Raw genomic sequence first — 16,411 nt, 5'->3', positions numbered from 1 at the left:
CGCGGCCTGACACAGAAGAAGGAGCAGGAAGAACCCGACGGCCGCGCGCTGACCCGCGCGGCCGTCGTGCGTGTTGCGCTCAGTGCGCCGGAATCACCAGGTGCTGGCCGACCAGGATCAGGTTCGGGTTCGCGAGGTTGTTGCGGCGCTGGATCTCGCGATAGCGCGCGCCGTTGCCGAGCTTGCTCGACGCGATCAGGTTCAGCGTGTCGCCCTGCTTCACGACGTACGCCTGCTCGCCGGCGCCGGCACTCGTCGTCACGGCCTGGTCGCTGACGAAGTACTTGCGCAGCAGATCCAGATACTCCGGCGACTGCTTCAGCTTCGCGATCGCCGCGTTCAGGTAGATCAGCAGATCCTGATCCTGCGCGCGCACGGCGATCTTGTACGCGATGTTCGAGCCGTCGAGCTTCGTCACCGCGAACTTCAGGTCCGTGCCCTTGATCGAGCTGACCGCGAACGGATAGTCGTAGATGAACGCGTCGACCGCGTGACTATCGACGCTCTTCGCGATGAAGTCCGGATCGGAATCGTCGACCTCGACGAAGTGCGCGTTCGGATACTGGCGCGTGACGAACGCGCGTACGTCCGGATCGCCCTTCAGGATGCCGACCGTGCGGCCGGCGAGATCGTCGCCCGAGCGGATCGCGGAGCCCTGCTTCACGATCAGCGAGTAGCCGAAGTCGTCGACGTACGGCACCGAGTAGACGACGCCCGACGGCGTGTTGTCCGGGAACGTGAGGCCGTCCATCGCGATGTCGACCGTATGGTTGCCGCTGCCGTCGGTGTCGAGCAGCTGCTTCGGCACGCCCGGATACGTGTCGACCTCGTGACGCGTATCGACGACGATCTGCTTGCCGCCCGTCGCGAACGACGGATCCGCGAACAGCAGATGCGCGAACTCGACGTTGAAGCCGTGCGCGTTGCCGCCCTTGTCTTCGCCGAAGAACGGCTCGCTCGGATTCTGCACCGAGATCCGCACCACGCCGTTGTTGAGGATCGACTTCAGCGTGCTCTGCTCGGGCTTGAAGTTGGCGCCCGTCGCCGTGTCGGCGGTCTTCGCGTCGCCGTGGCCCAGGTCGACGCCGGTGCCCGCCTGCGTCGACGCGCTGCCTTGCGTGGTGCCGCCGCCGCCCGCGGCGCTCTGCAGCCGCGACAGGCCGCCCTGATGCACGAACCAGACCGCCACGAGAACCACGAGAAACGCGACCGCGCCGAGTAATTTTTTCATGATCGTTTTACCGTCCGACGTTTATTGTTTTTTCGACGAAAGCTGCGGCGCGCCCGACGCGTCGAGCGTCCGGCCGGAGCCGTCGTCGAGCGCCGCCTGCTGCGCCTGCTTGACTTCGGGGTTGTCCATCAGCGACGTCTCCATCTCGGAGAACGCCTTGTTGACCGAGCGCATCACCGAATCGACGGCCGCGTCGGTCTTGATCTGCTCGAACGTATCGGCTGTCTGCTTGCCCGCGATCTTGTTCATCTGCTGCGCGGCCTGCGACATGTCCCACATCGCCTTCGCGCGGTCGATCGCGGCCGCGAAGTTCTTCAGCTCGGTCTGCACCTGCTTGTAGCGGCTTTCACGGAACGAGAGCAGCTGCTTCATCGTGTCGAGCTGCGCGCGAAAGCGCGGCGCGTCGTCCGGATACTGCTTCTCGAACAGCTCGGTCTTGTTCTCGAAGTTCTTCACCTCGGTGCGGAACGCAGTGATGCTGTCCGCGAACTTCTGCGCGGCCTGGCGCTTGTCGGCGAGCTGGTTGATCAGCGTCTCGACCGGATTCGCCTGCGCCTCCTGCACCATCAGCTTGACCTTCTGGTTCGCGAACTTCATCGCGACGACGGGCGCGAGATAGATCGCGCCGAGCCCGACGACCGCCGCGGTGATCAGCGCGACGAGCCCTTTCAATACGAGCAGCGCGGCGGGCGCGGCCACCGCCACGCCGGCGATGATGATCGCCCACTTGATCAGCTTTGCCTTGCGATTATCCGTACTGCCATTTGCATCATTCGAAAGCAGCGACATACCTTTCTCTCCTTGTACCTCGACTTGTACGACGGTTTTTTTCTCTTTCACGCGCAATCTAACCCCATCCGGCAGCGGCCCCGCACGGATGGAGATCGGAAAAACGGAATACTCGTCGCCTCGGAATTGGGCGGAATTCATCGAAAACGCCGGATTTGTTCTTGGCAGTGAGCTTACCAAAAAGCGTGTGAATCGCGTCGCCTCGAATCCATACATTTTCATTACACAGAAAATTACTTTTTCAATTCGCTTTCGACGTCGAGCCGATGAAAACCGTAAGGCTATTCATTACATCGCGTAATTTAATGCGAATCATTCTCGTTTACATTGACTTTCTTGTTAGCGACCAATACGATCCGCCCGTCGTATTCAGATCGCATAGCAAGGCAGGGAGAATCCAATGAAATCAGCGTTCATCGCGTGCGCGTGCGCCGCGAGCGTCGCGACCACCGCCGCGTTCGCCGACACGCCGGTCGACGCGCAGCCCGAGGCGCCCGAAGCCGACCTCGCGATCCACGCGCAGCCGTCGACGTTCTGGACGGGCGTGTGGAGCCGCCAGAACCTGCTCGGCGACATGGGCGGCCTGCGCCCGTGGCTCGGCCAGTACGGCGCGACGCTGAGCATCACAGAAACCAGCGAATATCTCGCGAACCTGCGCGGCGGCCTGAAGACGGGCGGCACCTACGACGGCCTCACGACCGCAACGCTCACCGTCGACACGAGCAAGGCGCTCGGCGTGCCCGGCGGCACGTTCAACGTCAGCGGCCTGAACATCCACGGCCGCAACCTGAGCCAGACCAACCTCGGCACGCTGAACACCGCGAGCGGCATCGAGGCGCAGGACACGACGCGCCTGTGGGAGCTGTGGTATCAGCAGTCGTTCCTCGACAAGCGCGTCGACGTGAAAATCGGCCAGCAGAGCCTCGACCAGGAATTCATCGTCAGCCAGTACGCGGCGACGTTCGTGAACACGATGTTCGGCTGGCCCGCGCTGCCGTCGTACGACCTGCCGAACGGCGGGCCCGCGTATCCGCTCGCCGATCTCGGCGTGCGCGTGCGCGGCCAGATCACGCCAAACCTGACCGCCCTCGCGGGCGTGTTCGACGGCGATCCGCTCGGCAACAACCCGAACAACCTGTCCGGCACGAACTTCAACCTGCACAACGGCGCGCTGTATATCGGCGAGCTGCAGTACGCGGTGAACCAGCCGGCCGACGGCCAGATGGACACGGGCCCGTCGAACGCGCTGCCCGGCACGTACAAGCTCGGGCTCTGGTATCACAACGGCCGCTTCGCGGACCCGCGCGTCGACGACACCGGCCTGTCGCTCGCGAACCCGGCGTCGACCGGCGTGCCGCAGCAGCATCACGGCAACTACAGCTTCTACGCGGTCGCCGACCAGATGGTCTGGCGCCCCGACCCGACCGGCGCGAAGAGCGTCGGCGTGTTCGCGCGCGTGATGGGCGCGCCCGGCGACCGCAATTTCGTCAGCTTCGCGGCAAACGCGGGCGTGGTGCTGAAGGGGCCGTTCGACGGCCGCGACAACGACAGCGCCGGCCTCGCGCTCACGTACATCCGGATCGGCAGCCACACGACCGATCTCGATCAGGACTACGCGGCGCTCGGCCCGTACGGCGTGCGCACGAACGAGACGACGCTCGAGGCGACGTACCAGTATCAGCTGAACCCGTGGTGCGTGCTGCAGGCGGACGCGCAGTACACGTTCAACGCCGGCGCCGGGCAGAACCCGAGCGACCCCACGCAGCCGCTGCGCAACACATTCGTCGTCGGGATGCGCGCGAACGTCACTTTCTGAGCGCCCCCAGACCTGCCGCTTCGCGTCAGGCCCCCCGAGGGGGTCAAGAAAACTTGGGACGGCCCGGCGTTTTCTTGAGAGCGCCTTTTTTTTCGCGCGCCGGCCCGGTCGGGCCAGTGCGCCAGTCAGGAGATCGATCGATGGTTCCACGCTCTTCCCCGTCGCGCCGACGCGTCGCGCAAGCGCTCGCGGCCGCGGCAGCCGTGGCCGCGCTCGCCGCGGCATCCGCCGCGCACGCGCAGCCGCAGGGCTTTCTCGAAACGCTGCACCGTCACACGACGCTGATCAACACGGTGCCCGACAACGGCGACCAGAACCCGTACGCGATCGCGGTCGCGCCGGTCGCGGCCGGCACCGTGCAGCAGGGCGACGTGCTCGTCGACAACTTCAACAACGCGGCGAACCTGCAGGGCACCGGCGGCACGATCGTCGACTACCGGCCGTCGACGAAGCAGATGAGCGTGTTCGCGTCGATCCCGCGCGACCTGAAGACGTGCCCGGGCGGCGTCGGCCTGTCGACCGCGATGACGATGCTGCGCTCCGGCTGGGTGATCGTCGGCAGCACGCCGAGCAACGACGGCACGACGAACACGAAAGGCGCCGGCTGCCTGATCGTGCTCGATCCGCACGGCCACGTCGCATCGACGTTCACGAGCGCGAACATCAACGACCCGTGGGGCAACATGGCCGTCGTCGACAACGGCCAATCCGCAACGCTGTTCGTCAGCATGGCGGGCTTCGGCGTCGGCGGCGCCGACGGCAATCCGCCCGTCTACAAACAGGCGACCGTGCTGCGCATCGACCTCGACATCCCGGACGGCAAGCCGCCCGTCGTGAAGCAGGAGACGGTCGTCGCGAGCGGCCTCGGCGCGCAGGCGGACAAAGGCGCGTTCCTCGTCGGCCCGACCGGGCTCGCGCTGTCGGCCGACCGGCAGAAGCTGTATGTATCCGACGCGATCGGCAACCGGATCGTCGAGATCGACGACCCGATGACGCGCGACACGAGCGCGGGCGTCGGCCGGCAAGTGACCGCCGACGGCTTCCTGCGCCGCCCGCTCGCGCTCGCGACCGCGCCGAACGGCCACCTGCTCGCGACGAACGCGCAGAACGGCCAGGTCGTCGAGATCGACCCGGTCGCCGGCAAGCAGCTGTACGCGCGCTGGATCGACACCGACAAGGCGCAGTCGCCACCGGGCAACGGCGACCTGTTCGGGATCGCGATGACGCCGGAAGGCGACGGCTTCTACTACGTCGAGGACGACGTGAACACGCTGATGCTCGCAAAGTGACGGATTCGATATGGCAGACGATTTGAACGAGCCGCCGCGCCCCGCGCGACGCGGCTTCCTGAAGGCGGGCGGCGCGGCGATCGCCGGGGGCCTCGCGGCGACGGCGATGCAGCCGGCCCGCGCGGCGGCGGCGGCGACCGACGCGCCCATCGACGCGCCCGGGAATGCGCCCGGGAACGCACCGGCGCACGAGGCGCATGACGGCGCGGAGCCGTTCTACGGCAAGCACCAGAGCGGCATTACGACGCCGCAGCAGAGCCACGCGTATTTCGCGGCGCTCGACCTGACCACGACCCAGCGCGCGGACGTGATCGCGCTGCTGAAGACGTGGACCGACGCGGCCGCGCGTCTCGCGCGCGGCCAGACGGCCGAGCCGATCGCCGGGCCGGCCGGGAATGACGGCAGCGACGGCCACGACGGGGACAAAGCCCCCGTCGACTCCGGCGACGCGCTCGGTCTCGGCCCCGCGCGGCTCACGATCACGTTCGGCTTCGGGCCGGGCCTGTTCGCGGTCGCGGGCAAGGACCGCTACGGGCTCGAGAAGAAGCGCCCGGCCGCGCTCGTCGACCTGCCGCGCTTCAACGGCGACCAGCTTCTGCCGGAGAAGACGGGCGGCGACCTGTTCATCCAGGCATGCGCGAACGATGCGCAGGTCGCGTTCCACGCGGTGCGCCAGCTCGCGCGGCTCGGCGCGAACGCGACGCGGATGCGCTGGGGCCAGGCGGGCTTCCTGTCCGGCCGGCCCAGCGAGACGCCGCGCAACCTGATGGGCTTCAAGGACGGCACGATGAACCCGCCGATGTCCGATCCGGCCGCGATGAGCCAGTTCGTGTGGGCGGGCGACGAAGGCCCGGCCTGGATGAACGGCGGCACGTACACGGTCGTGCGGCGGATCCGGATCACGCTCGAGCACTGGGACAACACCGAGCTCGGCTTCCAGGAGCAGGTGGTCGGCCGCCACAAGTACAGCGGCGCACCGCTCGGCGGCAAGCACGAGACCGATCCGCTCGACCTCGACGCGGCCGACAGCGACGGCAACCCGGTGATCCCGGACAATGCGCACGCGCGCCTCGCGTCGCCGCAGCTGAACGGCGGCGCGCAGATCCTGCGCCGCGCGTATTCGTACAACGACAGCACGAGCTTTTATATCGAGCGCTGGCCGCCGTGGCGCCAGCAAACCGAGTACGATTCGGGGCTGATGTTCGTCGCGCACCAGCGCGACCCGCGCAAGGGCTTCATCCCGATCAACGAAAAGCTCGCGAAGCTCGACATCATGAACCAGTTCACGACGCACGTCGGCAGCGCGATTTTCGCGTGCCCGCCCGGCGCGCAGCCGGGCTCGTTCATCGGTGCCGCTTTGTTCGACGCATAAATAGGAATTCTTCGTTTTCGCTCAAGGATTTATCGAAATGACCACCGTTTTCTCCGTCCGCCGTGCACGGCGCTCCGTTCTCGCCACCGCCGCCGCTGCCGCGCTGATGCTCGCCGGCACGATCGCCCACGCCGCGACGATCACGCTGTACAGCGCGCAGCACGAGCAGGTCGTCACCCAGCTCGTGAAGGATTTCGAGGCGCAGACGGGCATCACCGTGAAGGTGCGCTCGGGCGAAGGCCCGGCGCTCGCCGCCCAGCTCGTCGCCGAGGGCGACCGCACGCCGGCCGACGTCTATTTCACCGAGAACTCGCCGGAGCTCGTGCTGCTCGACGAGCGCGGCCTGCTCGCGAAGGTCGACGCGTCGACGCTCGCCGCGGTGCCGGCGCGCTTCAGCGCGGCCGACGGCAACTGGGCCGGCGTGCTCGCACGCGAGAACGCACTCGTCTACAACACCGGCAAGATCCAGCCGAAGCAGTTGCCGCCGTCGCTGCTCGACCTCGCGAAGCCGGAATGGAAGGGCAAGGTCGGGATCGCGCCGAGCGACGCCGACTTCCTGCCGCTCGTGAGCGCGGTGCTCGCGACGAAGGGCGAGGCCGCGACGCTCGCGTGGCTGAAGGGCCTGAAGGCGAACGCGCAGATCTTCGACGACGACGAGGGCGTGACGGCCGCCGTGAACCGCGGCGCGGTCACGACCGGCATCATCAACAACTACTACTGGGCGCGCCTGCACGCGGAGCTCGGCGACAAGTCGACGCGCAGCGCGCTGTTCCACTTCGCGAACGGCGACGTCGGCGGCCTGATCAACGTGTCGGGCGCGGCGGTGATGAAGGCGTCAAAGCACAACGCGGACGCGCAGAAGCTCGTCGCGTACCTGGTCGGCGAGCGCGCGCAGACGCTGATGGCGAAGGGCCACGTGAGCTTCGAGTATCCGCTGCACCCCGGCGTCGCGCCGGACCCGATCCTGAAACCGTTCGATCAGCTGAGCCCGCCCGCGATCCCGTTCGCGAAGCTCGGCGACGACAGCCAGGCCGGCAAGCTGCTCCGTGAAGCCGGCCTGCTCTGACGCGGCGAGCGCGCGCGACGACCACACGCCGCCCAGCGTAACCGATCGGCCCGCCCCGCCGGTTTCCCGCCGGCGCGGCGGGCCGCGCGCGCTGGTCGCGGCGGCATTCGTCGGCCCGCTCGCGGTGCTGCTGCCGATTGCGTTCACGATCTATCGCGCGTTCGGCGTCGGCGCGAGCGACGCGGCCGACCTGCTGTTCCGCCCGCTCGTCGGCGAGCTGCTCGCGAACACGCTCGAGATCACCGTCGCCGCGATGCTCGTCTGCGCGGTGCTCGGCACCGCCGCCGCGTGGTTCGTCGAGCGCACGACGCTGCCCGGCCGCCCACTATGGGCCGCGCTCGCGGCCGCGCCGCTCGCGGTGCCGCCGTTCATCACCAGTTATGCGTGGGTGTCGATCAGCCTCGATCTGCAGGACTTCGCGGGCGCGCTGCTCGTGCTCGTGTCCGCGTACTTCCCGCTCGTCTATCTGCCGGTCGCGGCCGCGCTGCGCGAGCTCGACCCCGCGCTCGAGGAAAGCGCGCGCACGCTCGGCTGCTCGCCGCGCGGGATTTTTCTGCGCGTCGTGCTGCCGCAGCTGCGCCCCGCCCTCTTCGGCGGGATGCTGCTCGTCGCGCTCGGCGTGCTGTCCGAGTTCGGCGCGTTCCAGTTGCTGCGCTTTCGCACGTTCACGACCGAGATCTACGCGGAATACCGGACGTCGTTCGACGGCGGCGGCGCGTCGCTGCTCGGCTGCGTGCTGATCGCGCTGTGCCTCGTCTGCGTCGTGTTCGAGGCGCGCGTGCGCGGGCATGCGCGCTACGGCGCCACCCATCGCAGCGCGCGCCGCGCGGCGATGCGCTACGAGCTCGGCCCGTGGCGCTGGGCCGCGGCCGCCGGCTTCGCGGCGCTCGCGGTCGCGACGCTCGGCGTGCCGCTCGGCATGATCGGCTACTGGCTCACGCAGCAGGGCGCGGCCGCGGTCACGCCGGCCGACGTGTCGCCCGAGCTGCTGTGGCAGGCGTCGCTCGCGTCGGCCAGCTACGGCCTGTCCGCCGCCGCGCTGACGACACTGCTCGCGCTGCCGCTCGCGTTCCTGCTCACGCGCTTCCCGGGCCGCATCGCGACCGCGTTCGAACGGATCGTGATGACCGCGCAGGGCGTGCCGAGCATCGTGATCGCACTCGCGGTCGTGTCGCTGACCGTGCGCTTCGTCGAGCCGCTGTACCAGAGCTCGCCAATGCTCATCGGCGTGTACGCGATTCTGTTCCTGCCGCTCGCGGTCGTCAGCGTGCGCGCGGCGTTCGCGCACGTGCAGGTGCGGCTCGAGGAGACCGCGCGCTCGCTCGGGCTCGGCTGGCGGGCCACGCTCGTGCGCGTCGTGCTGCCGCTCGTCGCGCCCGGCCTCGGCGCGGCCGCGACGATGGTGTTCATCTCGGTCGTCACCGAGCTGAACGCGACGCTGCTGTTGTCGCCGACCGGCACGCACACGCTCGCAACCCAGGTGTGGAGCGACACGTCGACGCTCGCATTCGCGGCGGCCGCGCCGTATGCGGCGCTGCTCGTCGCGCTGTCGCTCGGCGCGTCGGCGCTGCTGTTCTTGTTACTCGGCCGGGCGTCGGTGCGCGCATGACGCGCGCTTCGTCCGGCGGCTTCTTCCTCGCACGTCCATGAGCGAACTTCGGATCCGCGGTCTCTCCAAATCCTTCGGCGCGCACGCGGTGCTGCGCGACATCGACCTGACGGTCAAGCGCGGCGCGCTGCTCGCGCTGCTCGGCCCGTCCGGCAGCGGCAAGACCACGCTGCTGCGCATCGTGTGCGGCTTCGAGCGCGCGGAACTGGGCACCGTCGAGATCGACGGGCAATGCGTCGCGGGGCCGGACACGCACGTCGCGCCCGAGCGGCGCCGGATCGGCTACGTGCCGCAGGAGGGCGCGCTGTTCCCGCATCTGTCGATCGCGGACAACATCGCGTTCGGGCTGCCGCGCGCGGCGCGGCGCAAGCATCATCGGGTCGGCACGCTGCTCGAGATGGTCGGGCTGCCGGCCGCTTACGCGAGCCGCTCGCCGCAGCAGCTGTCCGGCGGCCAGCAGCAGCGCGTCGCGCTCGCGCGCGCGCTCGCGCCGGAGCCGTCGTTCGTGATCCTCGACGAGCCGTTCTCGTCGCTGGACACGTCGCTGCGCCACGAGACGCGCACGGCCGTGGCCGCCGCGCTCGACGCGGCGGGCGCGACCGCGGTGCTCGTCACGCACGACCAGCCGGAAGCGATGACGCTCGGCAACGAGGTCGCGGTGCTGTGGGAAGGCCAGATCGTGCAGATCGCAGCACCCCAGGCGGTGTACCGGCAGCCGGTCACGCGCGAGGTCGCGACGTTCGTCGGCCAGGCGGTGCTGCTCGACGGCGTCGTGCGCGGCGGCCGCATCGCGTGCGCGCTCGGCGATCTGCCGCTCGCCGCGCCGCTCGCCGACGGCCCCGCCGACGTGATGCTGCGCCCCGAGCAGATCGCGGTCGCGCCGGCCGGCGGCGCGGGCGGACACCCGGCGCACGTCGAGGCGACGCAATTCGCCGGCCAGGACGCGGACGTGTTCGCGCGCCTCATCGGCCCGTCCGGCGCGCTCGTGCGCGCGCGCGTGCCCGGTCATCGCTGCCCGGCGGTCGGCGAGCGCGTGACGCTGCACGTCGACGGCGCGGCGATGGCGTACGCGCGGTAGCGGCGCGCCAGCGTCGTGGCGGCCGCTCGGCCGCCACGCTCTTTCGATCGCCCCCAAAGCACGCGTCACGCCCCCGCGACGCCGTCGTCCTCGACCGGCGCGAACCTGCGCCCGTCCGCCTCGACCTGCGCGCCGAGCCGCCGCGCGAGCCCGCGCGCGCCGTCGCGCATCACGACATCGTGGTTCCATTCGAACAGCGGCCGCGCGAGCGGCTCGAGCCAGTTCATCCAGCGCACATGCGTGCGGATGTGCCAGTCGTAGCGGACGACCGTGCGATCGTCGTCGCCGGCGAAGAGCCACCGGCCGTCGCCTTCGACCGCGCCGCTCGCGCGGCCCTCGAGCGCGCGCAGCGGCTCGACGCGCACGACGCGCATGTCGAACGTCAGCCGGTACGGCAGCGCGCCCTTCCACGTATAGCGGTGCAGCGCGCCGACGCCGTGCGCGTCGCCGGGCTCGATCTCGACCGTGCGCTGCGCGCTCTTCCACCAGTCCGGCCACGCGTCGGCCTGATAGATCGCGTCCCAGACCGAGCGCACCGGCGCGTCGATCCGCCACGTCGTCGAAAACCGGTACTCGGCCATCGGGCTGCTCCGCGTCACGGTTCGAAGAAATGGTCCGGAAACGCGACGTCGATCTCGACGTCGTCGAGCGTCACCGTTTCGAGCGGCGTATCGCCGCCGTCCGCGTAGCTGACGACCTTGCGTGGAAAACCGTCGCGCGCGTCGAGCCACAGCGCGTAGCGATGCACGCCCGCGACCTGCTCGCCGGGCGCGCCCGTCACCGTGACGTGCACGGCCGCGCGGCCGTCGACGGTCTCCTCGCCCGCGTCGTCGGTCGTGCCGCGCCGCTGCAGCGCGTGGACGTTGCGCAGGAGCTGCCCGACGTCGGATTCGTCGACGCGATGGCCGCTCGCGTCGCGCACGAGCCGGTTCGCCGGCGACAGCGACAGCGCCGGCGGCAGGTGCGCGCCGAACGGTCGCAGCCGCACCTTGCGGCTCGCCGGGTCGTAGACGAGCACCGCGCCGCGATGCGGCGTCACGAAATCCATCCGCACGTAGCCGGGCTTCCGGTACGCATAGCGAAACTCGGTCGGCTCGCCGTGCGACGGCGTCGAGCGGATCGTCGCGCGATACGACGTCGCGCGCTCGAAGCTCGCCTGCGCGGCGCTCACTGGATCGGTCATCCCCGCTCCCATCAACGTGGCGGCCACATGCACAGTGAGCACAGTGAGCACGGTGGGCACGGCGCTCATGGCGACGCCTCGACCTCCAGCACGCCTTCCATCCCGCGCTCGCGATGGCTCTTGAAGAACAGCAGCCGATGCGTGCAATAGTAGGCGAACCGGCCGGGCTCGGTCGGCGTGAAGCGTAGCGTGCGCGGCGTCGTGCTCAGCTCGGTGTGCACCGCGATGCCCGCCTGCGGCGCGTTGATCTCGAAGCTGTGCGGGATCATCCCCGGCTCCTGCGTGACGGTCAGCTCGACCGGCACGTTCGCTTTGACGATCACGTGCTTCGGGCGGAAGAAGTAGCTGCCGCCGACGATCGCGACGCGCTGCACGCCGTCGGCGTCAACCGCCGCGCGATAGACGGCTTCGTCGGCGTGCGCCGGCAACGGAACGCTCGCGGCCAGCGCGAGCGACGCCGCCGCCGCGCAGGCGGCGGTCAGGATCCGGGTCGTCATCGACATCGTCGACATCGCGTCCTCCTCGTTTCGCGCGATGCGCGCGGTGTGTGCAGCATTGCGAATGCGCGTCATCCGCTCCAGGCGCCGACCGGGCCGCCGAGCTCGCCGCACACGTCCGTCGCGATCTCGGCGAGACGCGCCTCGGCGTCGCTGCCGGACAGCGCGTAGCCGGTTCCGTGGACGGCCCAGTAGAACGTGCTTCGGCCGGCCGCGCGCAGCACGCGCGGCGCCGCGGTGCCGCCTGCGAACGCGCTCACGTACAGCGTCACGCGTTCGCCGCCCGCGCGCTGGTACATCAGCTGCGCGGCCGGGCCCGATCGGCCGGGCAGCAGCCGGCCGCCGATCAGCGCGTAGCCGTATTCGTCGAGCGACGGCGCGCGCACCGGCCGCCCGATCCGCTCCGACAGCCACGCGGTCAGCCGCGCGGGCTCGGCCGCGTCGAGTTCGACCGGATGCCGGCGCTCGGGCGCGTAGACCGAGTATGCGACGTCCGCGCGCGCCGCGAAGTCCGGCTGCCGCGTGAACGCGCCGAGCCCGGCGTACAGCGCGATGCCGAGCAGCAGCCCCGCCGCGAGCCCGCCGACGCCGAACGCGGCGCTGCGCCGCCACGACGCGCGCCGCTGCACGAACAGCGCCGGCGCCGCGTCGGGCAGCGGGAACAGCGCGTGCAGCGCCGCGCGCTGCGCGCGGTAGTGCGCGAGACGCGCGGCGTCGTCCGGATGGGTCTGCACGCGCGCGAGCAGCTCGCGCCGCGCCGGCGCCGACAGCTCGTCGTCGAGCAGCGCGGACAGCAGTTGCGCGGCCGCATCGGCGTCCGGCTCGTTCGAAGGCTTGTGCGGATCGTCGCTCATGGTTTTCCGATCACCCCGATCACCCTTAACGCGGCGCCGCGCGTGGCCCCCCGCTCGTTCCGCTCGTCGGATAGTTGCGCGCGCATGTGCTCGCGCGCCCGTGCGAGCCGCGACATCACGGTGCCGGGCGGCACCGCGAGCACCTGTGCGGCCTCCTGGTAAGTCAGCCCCTCGAGCGCGACGAGCAGCAGCACCTCGCGCTGCTCGACCGGCAGCCGGTACAGCGCGCGCTCGACGTCGCGCAGCAGCAGCCCGCTGATCTCGCCGGCCGGCGCGGGCATCGTCTGCCACGGCGCGACCGCGTCGTCGACCGCGAACTCGTGCCGCGCGCGCAACTGGTCGATGAAGCGATGGCGCAGCAGCGTCAGCAGCCACGCGCGCAGATTGCCGTCCGCGCGCGGCGGAGGCTTGTTCAGCGCGCGCTCGACCGTGTCCTGCACGAGATCGTCCGCCCAGGCCGGATCCCCGGTCAGCGCGCGGGCATACCGCGTCAGGTGCGGCAGCCAGACCAGCAGGTCGGATTCGTAGCTCATGCCGGCGCGGCGACGTGCGGCATCGGTTTCATCTCTCCGTCCCCCTTTGCAACATGGCGCGACGGGACGATCGACGCCTCCGTCGGCCATTATCCCGCCGCGCGGGCGCGACGGAACTCGGTAGATAAACGGACGGACGGGGACGGTTATTCCACTGTCTTTGAAACCGGCCGGATTCGGCTCGGGGATGTCGGGACTCGGTTCCGGCGCACGCGAGCGCCGACGGTGCGCGCGGACGTTCGATCGTCCGCGGCGAATCACAGAAAAAACGGCACGACACCGGAGTGTCGTGCCGCCAGATCGCTGGACCGGCGGGCTGCTGCCCGCCGGTCGGAGCGTGTCGCGCGTTTTACTTCAGCACGTTCGTCAACGTCGAGAGCAGGCCCGACACCGGCGACAGCGGGTTCGTGCCCGCACCGCTCTGGTGACTCGTCGTCACCGTCAGAGCCGGGACCGAGCCGACCGCTGCCCCAGCCGCGTTGCCGACCGAGTTCACGACCGTGCTCGTCGCACCGGCGCCGTTCGTGACGACCGAGTTGGCCGCGCCGATCGTGCCGATCGTACCGCCCGCTACACCGCTCGTTACGCCGCTCGTTACGCCGTTCGCCGCACCGGCGCCGGCACCGAGCAGACCGCCGCCCGCGCCCGCCACCGAGCCTGCCGCGCCCGTGAGCGTGCCGCCGACCTGGCCGAGCGTCCCGGCGCCGCCGGTCAGCCCACCCGTCAGCCCACCCGTCAGCGCGCCGACCGTCTGCGTCAGCGCGCCGCCGATGCCGCCCAGCGCACCGGTGACCGTGCCCACCACGCCCTGAACCGGACCCACCGGATTCACGCCGCCGACACCGCCGAGCGAACCGGTAATCGAGTTCACGACGCCCTGGACCGGCGCCAGCGGGCTCGAGCTGCCGGCGCCGCCCAGCGCGCCGGTGATCGAGTTCACGACGCCCTGGACCGGCGCCAGCGGATTTGCGCCGCCGATGCCGCTCAGTGCGCCCGTCACCGAGCCGACTGCGCTGCCCAGTGCACCCGTCGGGTTGCTGCTGGTCACCGTGTTCACGACCTGATTCACGACGCCCTGGACCGGAGCGAGCGCGTTCGAGCCGCCGATGCCGCCGAGTGCGCCCGTCACCGAGCCCAGCGAACCCTGCAGCACGCCGACCGCGTTGCCGCCGGCGTTCTGCAGACCCTGGACGATGCTCGTGATCGGCGTGATCTGCGTGCCGGTGCCGGCCAGCGTGTCCACGACCTGCGTCACCGCGCCTTGCACCGGTGCCAGCGGGTTCGAGCCGCCGATACCGCCGACACCGCCGATGCCACCGACACCGCCGAGCGTGCCCGTGATCGTGCTCACTGCGCCGCCCAGTGCGCCCGCCGGATTGCTGCCGCCGAGGGAACCGGTCACCGTGTTCACGACACCGTTCAGCGCGCCGGTCGGGCTGTTGCCGCCCAGTGCACCCGTCACCGTGCCCACGACGCCGTTCAGCGCGCCGGTCGGGTTGCTGCCGCCGAGAGAGCCCGTCACCGTGTTCACGACACCGTTCAGTGCGCCCGTCGGGTCGTTGCCGCCCAGCGTGCCCGTCACCGTGCCCACGACACCATTCAGCGCGCCCGTCGGGCCATTGCCACCGAGGGAACTGGTCACCGTGTTCAGGACACCGTTCAGCGCACCGGTCGGGTTGTTGCCACCCACCGTGCCGACGACACCGTTCACTGCACCTTGAGCCGTGTTGACGACACCGTTCAGCGCGCCCGTCGGGTTGCTACCACCCAGCGTGCCGGTCACCGTGCCCACGACGCCATTCAGCGCGCCCGTCGGGCTGTTGCCGCCGAGGGAACCCGTCACCGTGTTCAGGACACCGTTCAGTGCGCCCGTCGGGCTGTTGCCGCCCAGCGTGCCGGTCACCGTGTTCACGACACCGTTCAGCGCGCCGGTCGGGTTGTTACCGCCCACCGTGCCGACGACACCGTTCACTGCACCTTGAGCCGTGTTCACGACACCGTTCAGCGCACCCGTCGGGCCGTTGCCGCCGAGGGAGCCGGTCACCGTGTTCACGACACCGTTCAGTGCGCCCGTCGGGCTATTGCCGCCCAGTGCGCCCGTCACCGTGCCCACGACGCCATTCAACGCGCCCGTCGGACCATTGCTGCCGAGGGAACCGGTCACCGTGTTCAGGACACCATTCAGCGTACCCGTCGGGTTGCTACCACCCAGCGTGCCGGTCACCGTGTTCACGACACCGTTCAGCGCGCCCGTCGGGTTGTTCCCGCCTACCGTGCCGACGACACCGTTCACTGCACCTTGAGCCGTGTTGACGACACCGTTCAGCGCGCCCGTCGGACCGTTGCCGCCCAGTGCGCCCGTCACCGTGCCCACGACGCCGTTCAGTGCGCCCGTCGGGCCATTGCCGCCGAGGGAACCGGTCACCGTGTTCAGGACACCGTTCAGCGCGCCCGTCGGGCTGTTACCGCCCAGTGCGCCCGTCACCGTGCCCACGACACCATTCAGCGCACCCGTCGGGTTGCTGCCGCCCACCGTGCCGACGACACCGTTCACTGCACCTTGAGCCGTGTTGACGACACCGTTCAGCGTACCCGTCGGGCCGTTGCCGCCGAGAGAGCCGGTCACCGTGTTCACGACACCGTTCAGCGCGCCCGTCGGACCATTGCTGCCAAGGGAACCCGTCACCGTGTTCAGGACACCATTCAGCGCGCCCGTCGGGCCATTGCCGCCGAGGGAACCCGTCACCGTGTTCAGGACACCGTTCAGTGCGCCCGTCGGGCTGTTGCCGCCCAGTGCGCCCGTCACCGTGCCCACGACACCGTTCAGCGCGCCGGTCGGGTTGTTACCGCCCACCGTGCCGACGACACCGTTCACTGCACCTTGAGCCGTGTTCACGACACCGTTCAGTGCGCCCGTCGGGCTGTTGCCGCCCAATGCGCCCGTCACCGTGCCCACGACACCGTTCAGCGCGCCCGTCGGGCCATTGCCACCGAGGGAACCCGTCACCGTGTTCAGGACACCGTTCAGCGTGCCCGTCGGGTTGTTGCCACCCACCGTGCCGACGACACCGTTCACTGCACCTTGAGCCGTGTT

14 protein-coding genes are annotated in these 16,411 nt (G+C 69.9%); 6 read left to right on the top strand and 8 right to left on the bottom strand.

Annotated features, from left to right (window positions below; all coding sequences use genetic code 11):
* Positions 1-79: 79 nt before the first annotated feature.
* Complete coding sequence (locus HZI36_RS19405; protein WP_179404283.1) at positions 80-1,231, bottom strand: transporter substrate-binding and LysM peptidoglycan-binding domain-containing protein; 1,152 nt, start codon at positions 1,229-1,231, stop codon at positions 80-82.
* A 21-nt stretch (positions 1,232-1,252) separates the two neighbouring features.
* On the bottom strand, positions 1,253-2,020 hold the full coding sequence (locus HZI36_RS19400; protein WP_179404282.1) for a hypothetical protein: 768 nt from the start codon (positions 2,018-2,020) through the stop codon (positions 1,253-1,255).
* A gap of 400 nt (positions 2,021-2,420) precedes the next feature.
* Here HZI36_RS19400 and HZI36_RS19395 point away from each other — a divergent pair, with 400 nt between their 5' ends.
* The 6 genes from HZI36_RS19395 to HZI36_RS19370 all read left to right on the top strand — a co-directional run bounded on the left by HZI36_RS19395 (position 2,421) and on the right by HZI36_RS19370 (position 10,250).
* The gene (locus tag HZI36_RS19395; RefSeq protein ID WP_179404281.1) at positions 2,421-3,836 is read left to right on the top strand and encodes a carbohydrate porin; all 1,416 of its coding nucleotides are present in this window, start codon (positions 2,421-2,423) and stop codon (positions 3,834-3,836) included.
* A gap of 140 nt (positions 3,837-3,976) precedes the next feature.
* Positions 3,977-5,125, top strand: a complete 1,149-nt coding sequence (locus HZI36_RS19390; protein WP_179404280.1) for a hypothetical protein — start codon at positions 3,977-3,979, stop codon at positions 5,123-5,125.
* A 10-nt stretch (positions 5,126-5,135) separates the two neighbouring features.
* Positions 5,136-6,497: an iron uptake transporter deferrochelatase/peroxidase subunit gene (gene efeB / locus HZI36_RS19385; RefSeq protein ID WP_179404279.1), complete on the top strand. Its 1,362-nt coding sequence runs from the start codon at positions 5,136-5,138 to the stop codon at positions 6,495-6,497.
* A gap of 37 nt (positions 6,498-6,534) precedes the next feature.
* Positions 6,535-7,563: an iron ABC transporter substrate-binding protein gene (locus tag HZI36_RS19380; RefSeq protein WP_179404278.1), complete on the top strand. Its 1,029-nt coding sequence runs from the start codon at positions 6,535-6,537 to the stop codon at positions 7,561-7,563.
* Positions 7,544-9,172 carry an ABC transporter permease subunit gene (locus tag HZI36_RS19375; RefSeq protein ID WP_179404277.1) on the top strand — a complete coding sequence of 543 codons (1,629 nt, stop codon included), beginning with the start codon at positions 7,544-7,546 and terminating at the stop codon, positions 9,170-9,172. Before HZI36_RS19380 ends, HZI36_RS19375 begins: the two co-directional genes overlap by 20 nt.
* A gap of 37 nt (positions 9,173-9,209) precedes the next feature.
* Positions 9,210-10,250, top strand: coding sequence for an ABC transporter ATP-binding protein (locus tag HZI36_RS19370; protein WP_179404276.1), 1,041 nt, complete (start codon positions 9,210-9,212; stop codon positions 10,248-10,250).
* Between the two features lie 65 nt (positions 10,251-10,315).
* Here HZI36_RS19370 and HZI36_RS19365 read toward each other — a convergent pair whose 3' ends face one another.
* From HZI36_RS19365 to HZI36_RS19340, 6 genes are all read right to left on the bottom strand, one after another.
* Positions 10,316-10,831 (bottom strand): SRPBCC family protein, encoded by a 516-nt coding sequence (locus tag HZI36_RS19365; protein ID WP_179404275.1) that lies wholly within the window; start codon positions 10,829-10,831, stop codon positions 10,316-10,318.
* A 14-nt stretch (positions 10,832-10,845) separates the two neighbouring features.
* The gene (locus HZI36_RS19360) at positions 10,846-11,445 is read right to left on the bottom strand and encodes a LolA family protein (RefSeq protein ID WP_425485271.1); all 600 of its coding nucleotides are present in this window, start codon (positions 11,443-11,445) and stop codon (positions 10,846-10,848) included.
* A gap of 53 nt (positions 11,446-11,498) precedes the next feature.
* The gene (locus HZI36_RS19355) at positions 11,499-11,945 is read right to left on the bottom strand and encodes a cupredoxin domain-containing protein (protein WP_179404274.1); all 447 of its coding nucleotides are present in this window, start codon (positions 11,943-11,945) and stop codon (positions 11,499-11,501) included.
* Between the two features lie 56 nt (positions 11,946-12,001).
* Positions 12,002-12,784 (bottom strand): anti-sigma factor family protein, encoded by a 783-nt coding sequence (locus tag HZI36_RS19350; RefSeq protein ID WP_179404273.1) that lies wholly within the window; start codon positions 12,782-12,784, stop codon positions 12,002-12,004.
* Positions 12,781-13,317, bottom strand: a complete 537-nt coding sequence (locus tag HZI36_RS19345) for a sigma-70 family RNA polymerase sigma factor (protein ID WP_179404272.1) — start codon at positions 13,315-13,317, stop codon at positions 12,781-12,783. The genes HZI36_RS19350 and HZI36_RS19345 overlap by 4 nt, the downstream gene beginning before the upstream one ends.
* A 349-nt stretch (positions 13,318-13,666) precedes the next feature.
* Positions 13,667-16,411 (bottom strand): beta strand repeat-containing protein (locus tag HZI36_RS19340; RefSeq protein ID WP_425485264.1); only part of this gene is annotated, 2,745 nt, incomplete at its 5' end.

The organism is Burkholderia guangdongensis (assembly GCF_013403875.1).
GTDB lineage: Bacteria > Pseudomonadota > Gammaproteobacteria > Burkholderiales > Burkholderiaceae > Burkholderia > Burkholderia guangdongensis.
Note: the sequence above shows the minus strand (reverse complement) of the source record. Positions and strands in the feature narration are given on the sequence as shown.

Bases quoted from the DNA above. Each gene is read 5' to 3' on its own strand.
- HZI36_RS19405 (WP_179404283.1), bottom strand. From the start codon at position 1,231: ATGAAAAAATTACTCGGCGCGGTCGCGTTTCTCGTGGTTCTCGTGGCG.
- HZI36_RS19400 (WP_179404282.1), bottom strand. From the start codon at position 2,020: ATGTCGCTGCTTTCGAATGATGCAAATGGCAGTACGGATAATCGCAAG.
- HZI36_RS19395 (WP_179404281.1), top strand. From the start codon at position 2,421: ATGAAATCAGCGTTCATCGCGTGCGCGTGCGCCGCGAGCGTCGCGACC.
- HZI36_RS19390 (WP_179404280.1), top strand. From the start codon at position 3,977: ATGGTTCCACGCTCTTCCCCGTCGCGCCGACGCGTCGCGCAAGCGCTC.
- efeB (WP_179404279.1), top strand. From the start codon at position 5,136: ATGGCAGACGATTTGAACGAGCCGCCGCGCCCCGCGCGACGCGGCTTC.
- HZI36_RS19380 (WP_179404278.1), top strand. From the start codon at position 6,535: ATGACCACCGTTTTCTCCGTCCGCCGTGCACGGCGCTCCGTTCTCGCC.
- HZI36_RS19370 (WP_179404276.1), top strand. From the start codon at position 9,210: ATGAGCGAACTTCGGATCCGCGGTCTCTCCAAATCCTTCGGCGCGCAC.
- HZI36_RS19365 (WP_179404275.1), bottom strand. From the start codon at position 10,831: ATGGCCGAGTACCGGTTTTCGACGACGTGGCGGATCGACGCGCCGGTG.
- HZI36_RS19360 (WP_425485271.1), bottom strand. From the start codon at position 11,445: ATGGGAGCGGGGATGACCGATCCAGTGAGCGCCGCGCAGGCGAGCTTC.
- HZI36_RS19355 (WP_179404274.1), bottom strand. From the start codon at position 11,945: ATGTCGACGATGTCGATGACGACCCGGATCCTGACCGCCGCCTGCGCG.
- HZI36_RS19350 (WP_179404273.1), bottom strand. From the start codon at position 12,784: ATGAGCGACGATCCGCACAAGCCTTCGAACGAGCCGGACGCCGATGCG.
- HZI36_RS19345 (WP_179404272.1), bottom strand. From the start codon at position 13,317: ATGAGCTACGAATCCGACCTGCTGGTCTGGCTGCCGCACCTGACGCGG.